This is a genomic window from Anaerocolumna aminovalerica (assembly GCF_900115365.1).
Lineage (GTDB): Bacteria > Bacillota > Clostridia > Lachnospirales > Lachnospiraceae > Anaerocolumna > Anaerocolumna aminovalerica.
The window spans coordinates 95,023-112,204 of sequence record NZ_FOWD01000010.1 but is presented as its reverse complement, the minus strand read 5'-3'; the positions used below and the strand labels follow the sequence as shown (position 1 = coordinate 112,204).

Here is a 17,182-nt window from a genome sequence, read left to right as displayed (position 1 = left end):
TTCAACCATATTCTGGTACTATTTTGTTAATTTTATGTATTATTTTCGTAAATTTTAATGTTTATTTATGCATAATTACTAATATTTATATTCTATCAGAAAACTTACATTTCTTATTAAATACCTTGACAAATACTCCAATACCCTTTAGAATAAATTTGATTTATATTAACAATTTATAATGTATAGAATTGTTTTTATAAAAATGAATTTGAACGCTTCCTGAAAGGAGTGATTTATTATGACAGTATTTTATATGGTGATTTTAATCTAACTAAATACGGATGAGCATATGAGGTCTTATTCTATGCTCAGCATAATACCTTTCATGAAATGTAAAAATAGTTCTAATATTAATTGCAAAATCTATTTTAAATTACAACATGCTTAGGCGTGTTTTTTTTATGCTCTTTTTTACCTAATTTCTAATAATTTTTTTCAATATCCCATTTCTGAAAGGTAGAACTAATCTGGTCATTTGTGCTATTCATAGAATCGGATTAACCCAATGAATAACAAATGGCAAAAGCAAACCTGAGTATCTGAACCTGAGGTGAAGGAATCAAACTAAATTTTATTTTTTAATTGGAGGAATCAAAATATTGATCAATTTAAAGGAATATGGATTTTATGATTATTTTGAGAAACAAATAAATAGCGAAGAAAAAGAGGAGGGAATAATTCCGGCAAGAGTTGTCTCTGTACAAAAAGAGTCTTATAAAATTGTTTCTGAATATGGCGAGAACAATGCAAAGCTGAAAGGTTCTAATTTTTATCAGGATTCCAAATATCAAATCTATCCGGCAGTTGGTGACTTTGTACTGATAAAACCCAACAGCATGGGGGATGACATTATTTACCGTGTTTTGAACCGGCAGTCATACTTTTCCCGCCTAAATCCTACTTTGCGAAATAACATTGCCAGCGCAAGCGAACAAATTGTTGCTGCCAATTTTGACTATGTATTCATTATGGCCTCTCTAAACCATGATTTTAATATAAGAAGATTGGAACGTTATCTGGCTGCTGCCTGGCAAAGCGGCGGAACCCCCGTTGTATTGCTGACTAAAGCGGATTTATGCAATAATTATGAAGATATGGTGTATCAGGTAAAAGAAATTGCCCCGGCTGTGGAGGTACTTGCCATCAGTGCACTGACAGGACTGGGAATGGAAGATCTGAACCGGTTTTTAAAACCTTGCAAAACATTAGTTTTCTTAGGTTCTTCCGGAATCGGTAAATCCTCCTTGGTAAATGCTTTAGCAAAAGAACAATTAATGAAGGTAAATATCATTCGTGAAGAAGATAGTAAAGGGCATCATACTACTACTTACCGCCAATTATTTAAATTGGAGAATGGGGTTCTTATTATTGATACCCCGGGTATGCGGGAACTTGGAATGTGGGATGTAGAAGTCGGACTTGGGGAAACCTTTTCTGATATTGAAGAACTAACAAATCAATGTCGTTTTCATGATTGCAGCCATAAGGCTGAACCTGGCTGTGCTGTGAAAGAGGCTCTGGAAAATGGTACTTTAACCACAGAAAGATGGAAATCTTATGAGAAATTATTAAAGGAATCAAAATACAGTGCAAAAAAAGCAGATTTTATGAAACGAATGTCCAAAAATAATAAAAACGCTATGAAGCTTCAACATAACCCAAAGATAAAATATGATGGAGAGTAAGATATTGACTTGTGTTTAATTTAAACAATTAGCCTGTCTGGAGTCTTATAATAAATCTTCCCCCTGTACCTGACTTAGGAATTAACAAGGCTAATCCGCCGATGTTTAAAGAACTGCATGAATCGGAAACTCCATGTAGTTCTTATAAAGTATGCCGGATATTAGTTACAATATCCGGCATAATCACTTTTGCAATAAGCACCTTTGTGGTTCTTATAAACTAAAAATATCTATTCTATCGGAATAATTTCTTATAACATCAACAGATTTCTTAAACTTCATAAATTCTTCATCCGTCATATGAACTTCTACTATGTCTTTTACTCCACCCCTGTTTAAAATAACCGGAACACCACAGAATACTTCATATTCACCAAATTCACCTTCCAGAAGTGTAGAAACCGGGATAATTTTATTTTCATCGTTTAAAATGGCTTTTGTAATACCTGCAACGGTGGTTGCTATTCCGTAACAAGTGGTACCTTTAACCTCCAAAATTTCGAAACCCACACGGGTAACTTTTTCTACTATTTCATTTAAATCAACATTCTTATACTCATCATTATCTTTCAGAATATCCACGATTCTTTTTCCACCAACTGTTACATGGGACCAAGGACACATTTGGCTGTCACCGTGTTCCCCCATGGTATATCCTTGCACGCTCCTTGGATCAACATGAAGCATTTCCCCAATAAAAAACTTTAATCTCGCTGAATCCATAGCCGTACCTGATCCGATAACCTGATTCTTTGGTAAACCGGATAGTTTATACACATAGAAAGCTATAATATCTACCGGGTTGGATACTACAATAAAATGTCCTTCAAAGCCGCTGTTCATCACTGGTTCAACTATGGTTTTTACAATCTTAGCCGATTGTTCCAGTGTATCCAGCCTGGTTTGATTCGCTTTTGGCGGGGCACCTGCTGTTATCACAACTATATCTGCATCACCACAGTCTTTATAATCTCCTTCTGTCACTTTAACATTGCGATTCAAATACTCAACACAGTGACACAAATCCGTGACTTCTCCCCTGGCTTTATCCTTATTAATATCAACAATCATTACTTCATCACAGATGCCTTGAGTGATCAGGCTGAATGCAGTAGACGAACCAACTAATCCAGCCCCTATAATAACAACTTTACTTCTGTTAACAGTCATATATTTTTAACTCCCTTTTCAAAATAAAAAGTATTTAATGCAAATGATACTTATTATATAATATTTAATTATTGGAAGTAATTTATACCTGATTCAAATATATGTTGATTCTGTTCTCCCCTAATATTAATCCCAACTCCATCTCCCCGTCTTTCAGAGTGAGTCATCTTACCTAGTACCCTTCCGTCGGGACTTGTAATACCCTCAATAGCATAATATGAACCATTGGGGTTAAAATCTTCTTCCATTGTAGGATTACCGTCTAAATCTACATATTGTGTGGCAATCTGTCCATTGGTGATTAATTTATCAATCCATTCTTTACTTGCAACAAACTTTCCTTCTCCATGGGAAGCCGGGATGGTATAGATTCCTTCAAGCTGTGCCTTTTGCAGCCAAGGTGATTTGTTGGAAACCACTTTCGTATATACCGATTTTGAAATATGTCTTCCTATGTTGTTAGAAGTCAATGTTGGTGAATCCTCCAGTTGGGGCATAATTTCACCATATGGTACTAAGCCTAGTTTAATCAAAGCTTGAAAGCCATTGCAAATTCCTAAAATCAGACCATCTCTTCTGGTCAGCAGATTGTTCACTGCTTCCTTAATTCTTTCATTACGAAATATAGTTGCAATAAACTTACCGGAACCGTCCGGTTCATCTCCTGCTGAGAAACCGCCTGGAAACATAAGAATCTGTGCATCATTAATAGCCGTTTCAAAGGCTTCTATAGAATCCCTGATATGCTCTGCATTGAGATTCTTAAATACTGCCGTTTTTACAGAAGCTCCGGCATGCTCAAAGGCTTTCCTGGAGTCATATTCACAATTAGTCCCAGGAAATACCGGTATAAACACTCTGGGTTTTGCAATTCTTTCTTTGGATACATATATATTCTTTGCCTGATATAAAACAGGTGCTATTTTTTCTCCTCCCTCATTAGAATGGGTTGGAAATACCTTTTCAAGAGTACTGTTCCATGAAGTCAAAGCTTCTTCCATAGTAATCTTATTATTGCAATATAGGAATTCCGGATAGGATATAACGGTTCCAATTTTTTTATATTGTATATTTAATTCATTTAATTTATTTAAATTAGCTTCCTTAATTTCAGCAATAATATCTCCAAATGCAGGTGCAAATAATTCCTCCTGACTTACTGTTTCTGATATTTTTACTCCTAGCTGATTTCCAAATGCCATTTTACTGATTGCTTCTACAAGACCGTAGCCCCCTAATGCATAAGCGGATTGCAGGGCTTTCTTTTGTGAAAGGGTATGGATTTTATGGTACAGTACTTTTAGATATTCATAATCAGGAAGGTGGTATTGGTCTTTCTGGATGGGGAATCTTATAAGTACATTTCCGGCATTTTTTAATTCCGGTGACACCACATCCTGCACTTTTCCTGTTGTAATTGCAAAAGATACCAAAGTAGGCGGAACATCGATATTATTAAAGGTACCTGACATACTGTCTTTTCCTCCGATAGAGGGCAGTTCAAGATTCATCTGGGCTGAATATGCACCTAAGAGTGCAGTTAAAGGTTCTCCCCATCTTTCAGGATCCTTTCCAAGTTTTCGAAAGTACTCTTGAAAAGTGAAACGAATCTTTTTATAATCACCACCGGAAGCTGTAATTTTAGCAACAGATGAGATAATGGCATAAACAGCCCCATGGAATGGACTCCAGCTGGACAAATACGGATCAAATCCATAACTCATCATGGTTACCGTATTACATTTACCTTCTAATACAGGCAGCTTGGCAACCATAGTCTGAATTGGTGTCAACTGATACTTGCCTCCTAAAGGCATGGTAACTGTAGCCGCTCCAATGGAACTATCAAACATTTGAATAAGGCCTTTCTTGGAACATACATTCAGATCTTTTAAGGTATCCAGCCATTTTTCTTTTACATCAATCTCTTGATCCTGATTTAATATTTGATTATTTGCTAATTCAATTTCTCCGGTACTATTAACCTTTTGATTCTTTAATGAATTCCTGCCATAAGCCTTTTTAGTAAAGTTCTCTTTATTAAAGTAATTATCTTTTTCTTCCGGCATAGTGAGAAAAGCCCTGGCTTCCTGGTGGGCACCATTGGTATCTAAAAATGCTCTTGATATATTAACGATATCAGTCCCTCGCCAATTCATAACCAGCCTTGGCTCCTTCGTAACTTCTGCCACAACTACAGCTTCCAGATTTTCTTCATCTGCAAAGCTAAGCATCTTCTCCACATCAGCTGCATCCACTACAACAGCCATTCTCTCCTGGGATTCTGATATTGCAAGTTCCGTTCCATCAAGGCCGGCATATTTTTTCGGCACTTTATCCAGATTAATATTTAAGCCATCTGCCAGTTCACCAATGGCAACAGAGACGCCCCCTGCACCAAAGTCATTACATTTTTTAATTAATCTGCTTACTTCTTCTCTGCGAAATAGTCTTTGTAATTTTCTTTCCGTAGGAGCATTTCCTTTTTGTACTTCTGCCCCGCAGTTTTCAATAGATTCCGTAGTATGAACTTTCGAAGAACCAGTAGCACCTCCAATACCGTCCCGACCGGTTCTTCCCCCTAATAAAATTATCTTGTCCCCCAGCTCTGCTTTCTCACGAATAACATTTTTTCTGGGAGCAGCACCCATAACTGCTCCAATTTCCATTCTCTTTGCTGCATAATTTGGATGATATATTTCATCTACCAAACCGGTAGCAAGTCCAATCTGATTTCCATAGGAACTGTATCCCCTTGCTGCTCCCGTAACTATTTTTCTCTGAGGTAATTTACCTTCTAAGGTATCTTTAATTGGAATATTGGGATCTGCTGCACCGGTAACACGCATGGCCTGATATACATAGCCCCTTCCTGATAAAGGGTCCCGAATGGCACCTCCAAGGCAGGTGGCAGCACCCCCAAAAGGTTCTATTTCCGTTGGATGATTATGTGTCTCATTTTTAAAGAACACCAGCCACTCTTCTTGGATTCCGTCTATTTCAACAGGTACCACAATAGAGCAGGCATTTATCTCATCAGAAACTTCCATATCCTCCAGTTTTCCTTCCGCTCTTAATTTTTTCATAGCTATAAGAGCAATGTCCATAAGAGAAATATACTTATCTTCTCTACCTTTATACAGTATGTTTCTATCCTCTAGATATTTATTATATGCATCCAAAATCGGCTTCTGATAAAAACCCTCACCAATTTCAATCTCTTTTAATTCTGTTAAAAAGGTGGTATGACGGCAGTGATCAGACCAATAAGTATCTAATACACGAATCTCCGTAATAAAAGGCTCTCTCTTTTCTTCATATCTAAAGTAATTTTGTATATGACAAAAATCTTTGAAAGTCATGGCAAGATTCAAAGATTGGTACAGTTCTTCTAATTGGTCTTCTTTCATGGAAATAAATCCATCTACTAAGGACACGTCTGCCGGCTCCTCAAAATAGGACTCTAACGTATCCGGTTTCTTTTCCCCGGCTTCTCTGGAGTCAACCGGATTGATGCAATAGGCCTTTATTTTTCTGAATTTTTCTTCATCAATATCTCCTGTAAGAACGTAGGTAATTGCAGTCTTAATAATAGGCTCTTCATTTTCATCTAATAATTTTACACATTGTTTGGCTGAATCCGCCCTTTGATCAAATTGTCCGGGCAGATACTCCAAAGTAAACACTTTATCTTCTTTATCACACGGAAAAGTCTCTTCAAACAAATAATCAATCGGCGGTTCTGAAAATACAGTACCCAAAGCTTTCTCATACGTTTGCATACTGATATTTTCCACATCGTATCGTGCTAAAACTCTAACCTTTTGTAAGGTATCTATGTCCAAGTAATTGATTAGTTCCTCTTTTAATTCCTTTGCCCGAATTGCAAAAGGTTCTTTTTTCTCTACATAAATTCTTTTTACTTTGCTCATAATGTATCCGCTCCTTATTTGATGATACAATTCCTTCATTCCGTTTGTATTATATCATGAACAAAAAGAGTGTTCATGATCTTGGCACTACACTCAGAATTACAAGCAAGCTTGCAATTCTTCATTCCGTTTGTATTATATCATGAACGAAAAGCGTGTTCATGATCTTGGCACTACACTCAGAATTACAAGCAAGCTTGCAATTCTTCATTCCGTTTGTATATATCATGAACGAAAAGCGTGTTCATGATCTTGGCACTACGCTCAGGATTTACAAGCAGGCTTGCAAATCCTTCGCTCCGTTTGTATTATATCATGAACGAAAAACGTGTTCATGATCTTGGCACTACACTCAGAATTACAAGCAAGCTTGCAATTCTTCATTCCGTTTGTATTATATCATAAGAAACTTTATAAATAAAATTAATAAATGTTTTTTATTTCATTAGTCATGCTAATAAAATATGTAATATATCTGTACAAATCAAAATAATTGAGGTAAAATGATAATAAAAGCGGAAGGAGGAAACCTATGCATATAACCTATATTCACCATAGCTGTTTTAGTGTTGAAATGGAGGATGTTGTATTATTATTTGATTACTATAAAGGAAATCTTCCAGCCTTTGACTCTAAAAAACATATTTTTGTATTTGCAAGTCACAAACACCCTGACCATTTTGATTTAAAAATATTTGATTTAGCTAAGGAATATCCTCATATATCCTATATTTTATCCAATGATATTAAAATGAACGATACTTACATGAACCGAAAAAACATACCTGAGAAAGCTCGTAGTAACATCTTTTATATCGGCAAAAATGTATACTCTTCCTATCCCATCACCATTGAATCCAATTTGCATATAAAGAACGGGGACATCTCAGAAAATCCTGCTTCTATTAAGGTTGAGACGCTAAAATCCACTGATGCAGGTGTTGCTTTTATTGTTTCCCATAACGACAAAGTCATATATCACGCAGGAGATTTGAATTGGTGGTCTTGGCAAGGGGAAACGGCAGAAGAATATCATAGTATGACAGATGGTTTTCAAAAGGAAATGGATCATATAAAAGACAGGGAATTTGATGCCGCCTTTGTTCCGTTAGACCCCAGACAGGAAGAACGTTTCTTTTGGGGATTTGATTATTTTATGAAAAATACCAATACCAAAAAGGTTTTTCCTATGCATTTTTGGTTGGACTATTCTATTATATCCAAACTAAAAGAAATGGACATTGCAAAAGATTACGTTGATAAGGTAATGACTATTTCTGAAGAAGGCCAACATTTTAACATATAATTTAAATAAGGCTGATACTAATCTCTCATTAGAACCATACTAAAAACTATTAAAGAAATTCAAGGGTTTTAAACAAGCTTTATTCAGGAATTTTAGAGGTTTTAATCGAGATAAGTATAAGACTGAAAGAAAATAAAAATGGAAAGGAAGCCACAAATAATCTTTCAGTCTATATATTGTGGCAGTATCACATTTGTAAATCGATGTGATATGGGTTTAAAAAATGAAATTTACATTTGCTCATAATAACATTAACGTTCGAAACTTAGAAACTTCTATTCAGTTTTATGAAGAAGCCTTGGGCTTAAAAGAAACCCGCAGAATCACACCGGAAGACGGAAGCTTTATCATTGTATATTTAGGTGACAATGAAACCAGTCATCTGCTGGAACTAACCTGGCTTAGAGATTGGGATAGGCCTTATAACCTGGGAGATAATGAATTCCATCTTGCTTTTGTTGTAGATGACTTTGAAAGTGCCCTAAAGAAACACAAAGAAATGAATTGTGTATGCTTTGAAAATCCTGGAATGGGAATCTATTTTATTAATGATCCGGATGGTTATTGGTTGGAAGTATTGCCAAAGAAACACTAACTAAATGATAAGATTAGAAAGGAGCTTACTATGGATATTAATTATGAATTGTATAAAGTTTTTTATTATGTAGCAAAGACTCTCAGCTTTTCCGAGGCTGCTTCCTCACTTTTCATCTCACAATCTGCAGTAAGCCAATCTATTAAAGTATTAGAGAAGCGTCTAAACCAAACCTTATTTATTCGAAGTACTAAAAAAGTTGCTTTGACAAAAGAAGGAGAACTTTTATTTAAACATATTGAGCCGGCAATTAATTTAATTAATCGTGGGGAAAATCAGCTGTTAGAGGCAATTGCACTTGGGGAAAGCCAATTACGCCTTGGGGCCAGTGACACTATATGCCGATATTATCTGGTTCCTTTTCTGGATGAATTTCACAAAAAGTACCCGGATGTACACATTAAAGTAACAAATGGTACCTCCTTGCAATGCGCCAAAATGTTAGAGAACAATGAGGTGGATATTATCGTTACCAATTCTCCAAATTCAGCGCTGGTGAATAGTATGCACATTGATCCCATTTATGAATTCCAGGATGTATTCATTGGCAATCCAGAATTTTTTAAAATTGGAAAAGAACCTCTTACTTTTGATGAATTGCAAAAACATCCTATTTTAATGCTTACAAAACAATCTACAACCAGTGAATTTCTTCATAACTTATTTATTCAGCACTCCTTGGAATTAGTTCCTGCTGTTGAATTAAGCAGTAACGATCTTTTAATTGATTTAGCTAAAATCGGCCTCGGTTTAGCCTTTATTCCCGATTTTTGTTTAAAGGATGAGGATATAAAACTTGTGAAAGTGCCAATCACAGAGGAATTGCCAATAAGAAAATTAGTGGTCGCTTATAACGAAAACATACCTTTATCTTCTGTTACACAATATTTTATAGAGCTTTTAGGCAAATAATCCAAACCTCGATAAACTTGTTAATTCCAAGCTTATCGAGGTTTTTATTACTCAAAACCTATGAATAAGCTCTTTAATCAATCTTATAATTAACTCTGTTTCATCTTTTGTTGTCAATTCAATGGCAATGAGCCTTGAATCTTCTGTAACAAAGTTGGAGTAATTTAACTTGCACAGTCTGATTTCGTCAACAATTTCAATATTACTTTCATTTGTGCATTTCCCGCAACGAACACATCCAAATCTCTCAATACATTCCCGAATATTTTGAGGAAGTTTATCCCTTGTCATAATCAACTCTTTAGCCAATTCGTATGATAAAGGCAGTCTTACGAATAACCTGTCAACGCCAATATTGAAAGTACAAACCGTTTTCTTTTTATTTAAGAATTTGAAATTCCAACCGGGAAAGACATAAGGATTCAGCAAAATATCATAGTTCATTTTCAGTTGGTCGCACAATGTGCTCATTATAAAGGACCAAAGCTCCCCTTGTGTACCTAATGTTTTGGATATACCGTATCTGTGGGGGCACATTTCTTTTCTTCTTGTAGTTTTATTCAGTAATGCACTATCATAATCAGCTATGTAAAATAGTATATTGGTTTGTGCATAATCTTCCTTCACATTTTTTTCAGTTATGTTCTGAACGAAATATTTCATAGCACTTACAAGAAAGTTACTATTATCATAATAAACATTAAATGTATCGCATAATTTGTAAGAGGAAACCTCTTTTCCGTTTTTCAGGTATCTGAAATAAAAAGAATGTTTTTCAAGGATTTCAAATGGAAAACTAATTGATTTTTTAAATTCTTTCTTAAAGACATCTTTCTGAACAATAAGATAAGAATCCATTCCATCTACTTGTAAAATGCCACCTTTAGCAATACCGTATAAGCAGTCTATTGTTTCGGTAAGATTGTGATAATTCTCCAAATCATCTGCCATAATACCGATTTTTGTTGGTACCCTTTCAGCAGTTGAGATCTCAAAAGAGCGGTAATCACTGTATATGTTTCTTAATAAGCTGCTAATTTCCCGTAATCCATCTACCATACTATTATCAACATTATTTTTTTGTTGAATGGCCTTAAGGTCGCTTTCGCAAACATTTCTCAGCCAAAACATTGCTTGGTATTCAATGGACATATTTTTATAACCTCCCTTCGTCCCCTAATATGCATTTTTACAGCTTGCATATTTCTTTTGTGAATATTTTATCATATTCGTATCTTTTTGAACATAATTTTTTATTAGATTAAACTTATTCATAAAATTTATGAATTTATACACAGGAAAACCCAAAATATTTCAATTTAATTATACATACTAGTTATTTTCGACATATATACTGAATTATGATTGTTTTTTCTGCCATAACATGCTATGATGATAGTTGGTTCTTAATATCATTTTTAAGGAGAATTTTAGCATGGATATACTTCATCACGTTTTAAATAATGTTGTAGATTATACAATATTATTATTCGAATTTATGGGGGTTTGTGTTCTGATTTTAACTGGAATAAAAGGAGCCTTAAGTTACATACAAAAAAACCCCTACACAAGATTAAATCTTGCCAAGGGAATGGCCATGGGTCTGGAATTTAAATTAGGCGGTGAAATTCTTAGAACTGTAGTCGTACGTACATGGAAAGAAATATTAACAGTAGCCGGAATTATTGCACTAAGAGCTAGTCTTACCCTTCTGATTCATTGGGGAATAAAAAATGAAGAAGCTCAGCACGAAAGTGCTGAATTATTAGATAAACAACATAAAGATTCTAACAAGATTAAAATAAAAAATAAGGTAAATGGATTAGAAAACCTTAAATTGTCTATAGTAAAATTATCTAATAGGAGTAGAGTATAATGGTAGAAGTATTACATAATTTATTATCAAAAGTAGTGGACTATGCAATTTTTTTCTTTGAATTTATGGGTGTTATAGTACTTATCCTGGCAGGTATCCGGGGTGTAATTAATTACTTCCGCAAAAATCCACTAACACAGCTTTATCTGGCTAAAGGCATGGCAATGGGTCTGGAATTTAAATTAGGTAGTGAGATTCTTAGAACTGTAGTTGTCCGTGATGTTCAGGAATTTTTAACCGTTGCTGGGATTATTGCTTTAAGAGCAACTTTAACTTTCTTAATCCATTGGGAAATTAAGAAAGAAGAAGCCAATGGTGAATTAGAAGAAAAATAAAATTAAAAAAGGACTACCATGACCAACGAGAGTATGTGATGCTGCGTGGTTTTTGGGACTTTGGGAAATTCGTTATTGTTTTTATACTACAGGAATCGCGCCAATATTGTTTGACGAAGCGAGGCTGAGGAGTTAGCAATTTTTAAACATACTCTAAGCGATTACTGTAGTATTAGAACAATCGAATTTTCCTATGGAACAAGAACCATACAGTATCACATACTCTCGTTGTCTTGATACCTCTATTGGGCAAAGCTTCCTACTACAGTGAATTATTTACCACTTTCCATCATACTTAATCGGATTTGCCTTCTCATGACCTGCTTTCGCTTTTCCTTGGATCTCAGGAACTGGTTTTACTATATTCTTTGGTATGTTAATTCCTGGTCTGTTTTCCGTTCCGTGAGGTTCTTTGGGATCCGGACGTCTCATTCCTGCTTTTGCCATATATACCTCCTGCTATACATCATTATTTGGTATAGATTGTTTCTTTGCATTCTTATTATGATTTTGATTTTCACGTGTAATTGGTGTTTGTCCATTGGATTTTTGCATTCTTACCTTCTTATTATCTGGTTGACTATCTTTTGGCATAATAACCTCGCTTCCGGCATTTTAGTGCCTTTTAATAAGCTGGATAAACTAGTTTCACTAAAAAGTATCCCAAATATACTGAAAGTATATACATGCAATAAGAGGCTGTCGCAAACAATGCTGTCATTTCGGGAGTGCAGATTCAGAATAATGAATTCTATGTTTTAAGCTCTCACTTTTATGTGATTCTCACTTAAAATTCAACTATGCTGAATGTACACTCAAAACGACAGTTTTGCAACAGCCTCTTATTGTATATATTTTTTTATATATTTTTATTTTAAAATTTCAACTTTCAATTGATAAGAAACTATAAATCATAGTCCATAAAACTTATTTATGCTCTTTAGAAACGCATAGGTAATATATCACAATACTCTTCCAGAGAACCGTCTCTCATAAAGCAGTCAATAATTTGCTTTCCTAATGGATTCAGATCTTCTGTATTATATTGAGCAAGTTCTTTCTTAAAGAAATCTGTTAATATCTCAGCTCCTTTATCATAACCTTCCAGACCAACTTCGCTTTGCATTTCCGGTTGTAAGAATGCTCTGCGGATATAGTGTCCGTCTAATTTTAAGGTATTATGACAATATCCTAGTAATTTGCAGCGGGCTTCTGTTAAATGTTCTTGTTTGAATTTAGCACTGCCTCTTCTTGCAATATACTCTCTTGCAATCCATTCCGGCATAAATCCAACCTCATATGCACCGATATGCTGGTTAGGAATCAATACATATCTGGTATGGGTAGAACTTGTAATTTGATTTAACAGCAGATTAGCCTGTGTTACTTTTTTACCTGTTGCAAATGGCCAGTAAGAACCAACACCTTCACTGGTCATGCCCTGAGTAGAAGTTATACTTGGATTATTATATCCTCTTGGAGCAACTAATCTCCATAACCATGCAATAGCAGGAGGAAGAATATGGAACAGTCCTATAATTCCATAACTTGGCTGCTCTTTCGTACAAGGCGGTACTCGAACACCAAAACTTCTTACATCGACCTCTACCGGTTCACTTACAATACCCTGTACCATTTTTCTAGGTAGAATAACCCTTGGATTAGGGCAAGGTTTTCCGTTAGAATCTAAAGTATGTTCCCATGGAAGACAGGTTGCATTGGATACCCCGTCTAAATTAAAGAATAAAAGTTTTTCAGAAGGCTGAACAATGATGCTTTCATACTTGGGTGAAGAACCATATTTCTTAATATTATCAAGTCTTAAGAACCAGCCTTGTTCTGCATCTTGTACAACTAACTTTTTGCTTTCATTTTGCATTTTCGGATGACAAAGAGCCATATCGTCCGTAACCGGTTGCACTTCACAAGTATCAACTATATCAATATAATTCTTTTCGCCGGTTAGTGTATTTGTTCCTAATACAATCCTTCCGTCTAATTCACGGTGAATATCTTCTGTCATTTCACTTTTACCGCCACCGGAAGCACCTTCATGTAAAATAACAAGTTCATTATCATAAGGTGTAATCACTCTTACTGTAGAAGCATGAACTGTTGTCCACCCTTCTCTTTCACCAATATTTAAAAGAACTCCATAGATGCCTTTCTTAGCACTTGGTCCCGGGTAAAGGTTATAGGAAAATACTTCATGAAGTTCCATTGATCGATTATGAACTACTACTTGTTTTCCGCCAAAATGTGTGTGTCTGAAGGGTGGTGCCAGATAAACAATTGCTTTTGGTGAAAATCCTTCCGGAATTTCATCAACACTTATATAACCTTGTATATCTGCTACTGCACATGCAAAGAAAGCTGCATTCAAAGGTGCAATAAGCAAGGATTCATATCCGTATTCCTTACCACCGGACATAAATGGCAATACAATTAGTTCCTGTTCCTTTAACCAATCAAATGTTTCCTGGCGCAATGGTTCAAAATCCGCTTTATAAAAATCCTTAAATTTAGGTTTGTCCGTTCCAAGTTCATCGGATACGATTAAACAATCCGGATCTCTTCTGCGCATATAATCTTCAAGATAATTTACTACTGCTCCATTTTTACAGCGATTAACGGTTACTTCCTGTACAGACCCTTTACCTTTTACATCATAGGAAACATGAAATTCATCATTTTCAGTACTGCCGTAAGATAATTCCAATAATTCTTCCCTATTTTTAGCTACAACAACTTTTTTGCTGTTTTGGATAATGCTTTGTACTTCATTCGGCAAATTTAACTTTTCTAATAAACTTTTCATTGTGTCCTCCCTTTCCAGCTTTGTATATAAAAAGGGGCCGCTGCATAACCATCATTCTGAATAAAAATTCTACGAAATTGAATTGTCGAAGGATCCTTTTATAATATAGGTGAACTTCTTCCTGTACAGAATTCATACAGCTGTAATCACCCTTTCAGAATACAGTTTAATGTCTTGCGGCAGCCTTTAGCTTCCAAGCAGCTAATTCAATATATTATCTTCAATTTTATATATTTTAATAAAACACAATATCCATATTGAATTATCAGTATTTTTATACAAACAAATGTGATTTTAATCACAACGTATATTAGGTTAGATTGTATCGTATTTATCAATCTATGTCAATATAGCATTTTATAAAACCAGATAAAATGAAATCTATTTTCCTATATTATTCATATAAAAGCAGGGAATATAAACTTATTATAAATAAATTATAGATTTTTACAATTTATTTTCATTAGTAGCATATAATTTAAAATAACATATAATAATAAAAACTGTATAAAGGGATATGACCTATGAGATCTAAGAACAGCCTGACTGCCAAAATAAATCTGATTAATCTTTTTAGGGAACTTTGGCAAGAACATATTTTTTGGACAAGAAATTTTATAATTAGCGCCGTGGCAGGACTAGAGGATTTGGAATTTGTGACAAATAGGCTACTTCGTAATCCAACTGATTTTGCTAATGTACTGAAATTGTACTACGGTACTGAAATTGCAAAGAAATTTGAAAGTTTATTTAGAGCACATCTGACTATTGCGGCAAGTTTAGTTAATCACGCAAAAGCCGGAGACACAGAAGCTGCAAATGAAGACAGAAGAGATTGGTTTAAAAACGCTGATGAAATTATAGATTTACTTGGAAGTATAAATCCATATTGGAATATGAAGAAATTTAAGTCTTTATTCTATCAGCATTTAAAGATGACAGAAGACGAAGCTACATACCGGTTAAACGGGAAATACGCTCAGGATATTATTAATTTTGATTTGATTCAGGCAGATGCTTTAAAAATGGCGGATATTATGTCTTATGGAATATTAGAACAATTCTATTATTAGAACTATTTGAACAGGTTTCTCTTTAAACTAAAACAGCAGTTGAAAATATGATAAATTATTTTCAACTGCCTTGTTATTTATTTATATTTTAAACAATTTCTCTTATGATTGTTGAACTATTTCTTCTCTTGGTCCAATATAAAGTTTTATTTTATCTATGCGCTTTTTCTTTACACTTTCAATCTTAAATACCAATCCATCCAATTCAATGGTACGGTCATCATGGTCTCTGGGTATTTCTCCAAGTGTATCGATTAATAGTCCAGATATGGTTTCAAAATTTTCCGAACTAATATTTAAATCCAATTTATAATTTAACTCATCAATTGGTATCATGCCATCAATTAAATAAGTAGAATTATCGATTTTTTTAATTTTAGGTGCATTGTTATCATATTCATCATCAATATCACCCATTACTTCTTCTACTAAGTCTTCCAGTGTTACAATACCGGAAAATCCACCGTATTCATCAATTAATATGGCAATTTGCGTCTTAGATAACTGCATTTCTTTAAATAACTCATCAATATTTTTACTATCCGGAACTAAAAAAGGTTTATTCATAATAGATCTTATATCAATTTTGTCAAATCCTTTTTTGATAGCTTCACGCATAAAATCTTTCATATATAAAACACCAATAACGTTATCAACATCATCTTCATAAACAGGAATCCTTGAATATTTTACTTCCAATAATTCATCAAGATACTCTTCCATGGGTTCTAATACATCTATGGCAAAAACATTAATTCTTGGTGTCATTACTTCTTTTGCCAAGGTATCATCGAACTCGATAATAGAATCGATCATCTCTTTTTCCTTTTTATTAATTACGCCTCGTGCTTGTCCTTCTTCTACAAGGGACTTTATTTCTTCTCTGGAAATCATGTCCTGTACATTTTCATTTTCGCTACCGAAGATTTTCATTACTAAATTGGTGGTTGCCGTTAACAGCCTGATAAAAGGATATGCAAATTTGGAAACGGCACGAATCGGTTTTACTGAAAACATGCTGATTGCTTCCGGATTATGCAATGCAATCCTTTTTGGTACTAACTCACCAAAAACCAAAGTAAAGAATGAAAGTATTAAAGTAACGGTTATTAAAGAAATTTGTCCGCTGTATGGAACTTGCAGTTCAGTCAATCGTCTGCTTAAAGGATCTGAAAGTCCTGTTGCAGCAGATGCACTTGAGAAAAATCCAGCAAGTGTAATTGCAACCTGAATCGTTGATAAAAATTTGGTCGGTTCATCATGAAATTTTTGAACCAAGATGGCTTTGTTGTTTCCAGCGTCTACTAACTTTTTAATCTTATTCTTGTTAACAGATACCATAGCCATTTCGGCACATGAGAAAAAACCATTGATTAGAGTTAAAAATAAAAGCAATAGTATTTGTATGAAAATACTATCCCCGTCGGGGTCATCGTCCATGTATCGTTTCCTCCTAAAAAAATAAAAAATATAATTG

13 protein-coding genes and 1 pseudogene are annotated in these 17,182 nt (G+C 34.6%); 7 read left to right on the top strand and 7 right to left on the bottom strand.

The window, feature by feature from the left end; translation table 11 throughout:
* The first annotated feature begins 602 nt into the window (after positions 1–602).
* A complete protein-coding gene (gene rsgA / locus BM183_RS07735; RefSeq protein WP_330392362.1) occupies positions 603–1,688 on the top strand; it encodes a ribosome small subunit-dependent GTPase A in 1,086 nt (361 codons plus the stop codon).
* A gap of 213 nt (positions 1,689–1,901) precedes the next feature.
* Here the strand turns inward: rsgA and BM183_RS07730 are convergent, their stop codons facing one another.
* Positions 1,902–2,858 carry an L-lactate dehydrogenase gene (locus BM183_RS07730; protein WP_091685841.1) on the bottom strand — a complete coding sequence of 319 codons (957 nt, stop codon included), beginning with the start codon at positions 2,856–2,858 and terminating at the stop codon, positions 1,902–1,904.
* 68 nt (positions 2,859–2,926) lie between these two features.
* Entirely contained in the window at positions 2,927–6,790 is a 3,864-nt protein-coding gene (locus BM183_RS07725; RefSeq protein WP_091685839.1) for a phosphoribosylformylglycinamidine synthase subunit PurQ, read from the bottom strand.
* Between the two features lie 532 nt (positions 6,791–7,322).
* Here BM183_RS07725 and BM183_RS07720 point away from each other — a divergent pair.
* The 3 genes from BM183_RS07720 (at position 7,323) to BM183_RS07710 (ending at position 9,603) form a co-directional block, all read left to right on the top strand.
* Complete coding sequence (locus BM183_RS07720) at positions 7,323–8,096, top strand: MBL fold metallo-hydrolase (RefSeq protein WP_091685838.1); 774 nt, start codon at positions 7,323–7,325, stop codon at positions 8,094–8,096.
* A 223-nt stretch (positions 8,097–8,319) separates the two neighbouring features.
* Positions 8,320–8,691 (top strand): VOC family protein, encoded by a 372-nt coding sequence (locus BM183_RS07715; RefSeq protein WP_091685836.1) that lies wholly within the window; start codon positions 8,320–8,322, stop codon positions 8,689–8,691.
* Between the two features lie 30 nt (positions 8,692–8,721).
* Positions 8,722–9,603 (top strand): LysR family transcriptional regulator, encoded by an 882-nt coding sequence (locus tag BM183_RS07710; RefSeq protein WP_091685835.1) that lies wholly within the window; start codon positions 8,722–8,724, stop codon positions 9,601–9,603.
* A gap of 51 nt (positions 9,604–9,654) precedes the next feature.
* On the opposite strand, the gene BM183_RS07705 is transcribed toward BM183_RS07710, so the two are convergent.
* A complete protein-coding gene (locus BM183_RS07705; RefSeq protein ID WP_091685833.1) occupies positions 9,655–10,755 on the bottom strand; it encodes a hypothetical protein in 1,101 nt (366 codons plus the stop codon).
* A gap of 283 nt (positions 10,756–11,038) precedes the next feature.
* On the opposite strand from BM183_RS07705, the pseudogene BM183_RS07700 reads away from it, so the two are divergent.
* Together BM183_RS07700 and BM183_RS07695 are read left to right on the top strand one after the other, a co-directional pair.
* Positions 11,039–11,344: pseudogene (locus BM183_RS07700) on the top strand (DUF1622 domain-containing protein); the annotation flags it as partial.
* A 134-nt stretch (positions 11,345–11,478) separates the two neighbouring features.
* Complete coding sequence (locus tag BM183_RS07695; RefSeq protein ID WP_091685830.1) at positions 11,479–11,814, top strand: DUF1622 domain-containing protein; 336 nt, start codon at positions 11,479–11,481, stop codon at positions 11,812–11,814.
* A gap of 276 nt (positions 11,815–12,090) precedes the next feature.
* On the opposite strand, the gene BM183_RS20695 is transcribed toward BM183_RS07695, so the two are convergent.
* From BM183_RS20695 to BM183_RS07690, 3 genes are all read right to left on the bottom strand, one after another.
* Positions 12,091–12,261, bottom strand: a complete 171-nt coding sequence (locus BM183_RS20695) for a hypothetical protein (RefSeq protein WP_170847929.1) — start codon at positions 12,259–12,261, stop codon at positions 12,091–12,093.
* Positions 12,262–12,273: 12 nt separating this feature from the next.
* On the bottom strand, positions 12,274–12,408 hold the full coding sequence (locus BM183_RS21230; RefSeq protein WP_276326323.1) for a hypothetical protein: 135 nt from the start codon (positions 12,406–12,408) through the stop codon (positions 12,274–12,276).
* 346 nt (positions 12,409–12,754) lie between these two features.
* Positions 12,755–14,632, bottom strand: a complete 1,878-nt coding sequence (locus BM183_RS07690) for a DUF4914 family protein (RefSeq protein ID WP_091685828.1) — start codon at positions 14,630–14,632, stop codon at positions 12,755–12,757.
* Positions 14,633–15,156: 524 nt separating this feature from the next.
* Between BM183_RS07690 and BM183_RS07685 the strand changes: the two genes are divergently transcribed.
* Positions 15,157–15,705 carry an acetylglutamate kinase gene (locus BM183_RS07685; protein ID WP_091685827.1) on the top strand — a complete coding sequence of 183 codons (549 nt, stop codon included), beginning with the start codon at positions 15,157–15,159 and terminating at the stop codon, positions 15,703–15,705.
* A gap of 102 nt (positions 15,706–15,807) precedes the next feature.
* Here BM183_RS07685 and BM183_RS07680 read toward each other — a convergent pair whose 3' ends face one another.
* Complete coding sequence (locus BM183_RS07680; RefSeq protein WP_091685825.1) at positions 15,808–17,145, bottom strand: hemolysin family protein; 1,338 nt, start codon at positions 17,143–17,145, stop codon at positions 15,808–15,810.
* Positions 17,146–17,182 lie beyond the last annotated feature (37 nt).

Excerpts from the sequence above, each read along its gene's own strand:
- BM183_RS07720 (WP_091685838.1), top strand. The coding sequence starts at position 7,323 with ATGCATATAACCTATATTCACCATAGCTGTTTTAGTGTTGAAATGGAG.
- BM183_RS21230 (WP_276326323.1), bottom strand. The coding sequence starts at position 12,408 with ATGCCAAAAGATAGTCAACCAGATAATAAGAAGGTAAGAATGCAAAAA.
- BM183_RS07710 (WP_091685835.1), top strand. The coding sequence starts at position 8,722 with ATGGATATTAATTATGAATTGTATAAAGTTTTTTATTATGTAGCAAAG.
- BM183_RS07705 (WP_091685833.1), bottom strand. The coding sequence starts at position 10,755 with ATGTCCATTGAATACCAAGCAATGTTTTGGCTGAGAAATGTTTGCGAA.
- BM183_RS20695 (WP_170847929.1), bottom strand. The coding sequence starts at position 12,261 with ATGGCAAAAGCAGGAATGAGACGTCCGGATCCCAAAGAACCTCACGGA.
- BM183_RS07725 (WP_091685839.1), bottom strand. The coding sequence starts at position 6,790 with ATGAGCAAAGTAAAAAGAATTTATGTAGAGAAAAAAGAACCTTTTGCA.
- BM183_RS07680 (WP_091685825.1), bottom strand. The coding sequence starts at position 17,145 with ATGGACGATGACCCCGACGGGGATAGTATTTTCATACAAATACTATTG.
- BM183_RS07685 (WP_091685827.1), top strand. The coding sequence starts at position 15,157 with ATGAGATCTAAGAACAGCCTGACTGCCAAAATAAATCTGATTAATCTT.
- BM183_RS07690 (WP_091685828.1), bottom strand. The coding sequence starts at position 14,632 with ATGAAAAGTTTATTAGAAAAGTTAAATTTGCCGAATGAAGTACAAAGC.
- BM183_RS07730 (WP_091685841.1), bottom strand. The coding sequence starts at position 2,858 with ATGACTGTTAACAGAAGTAAAGTTGTTATTATAGGGGCTGGATTAGTT.
- BM183_RS07715 (WP_091685836.1), top strand. The coding sequence starts at position 8,320 with ATGAAATTTACATTTGCTCATAATAACATTAACGTTCGAAACTTAGAA.
- BM183_RS07695 (WP_091685830.1), top strand. The coding sequence starts at position 11,479 with ATGGTAGAAGTATTACATAATTTATTATCAAAAGTAGTGGACTATGCA.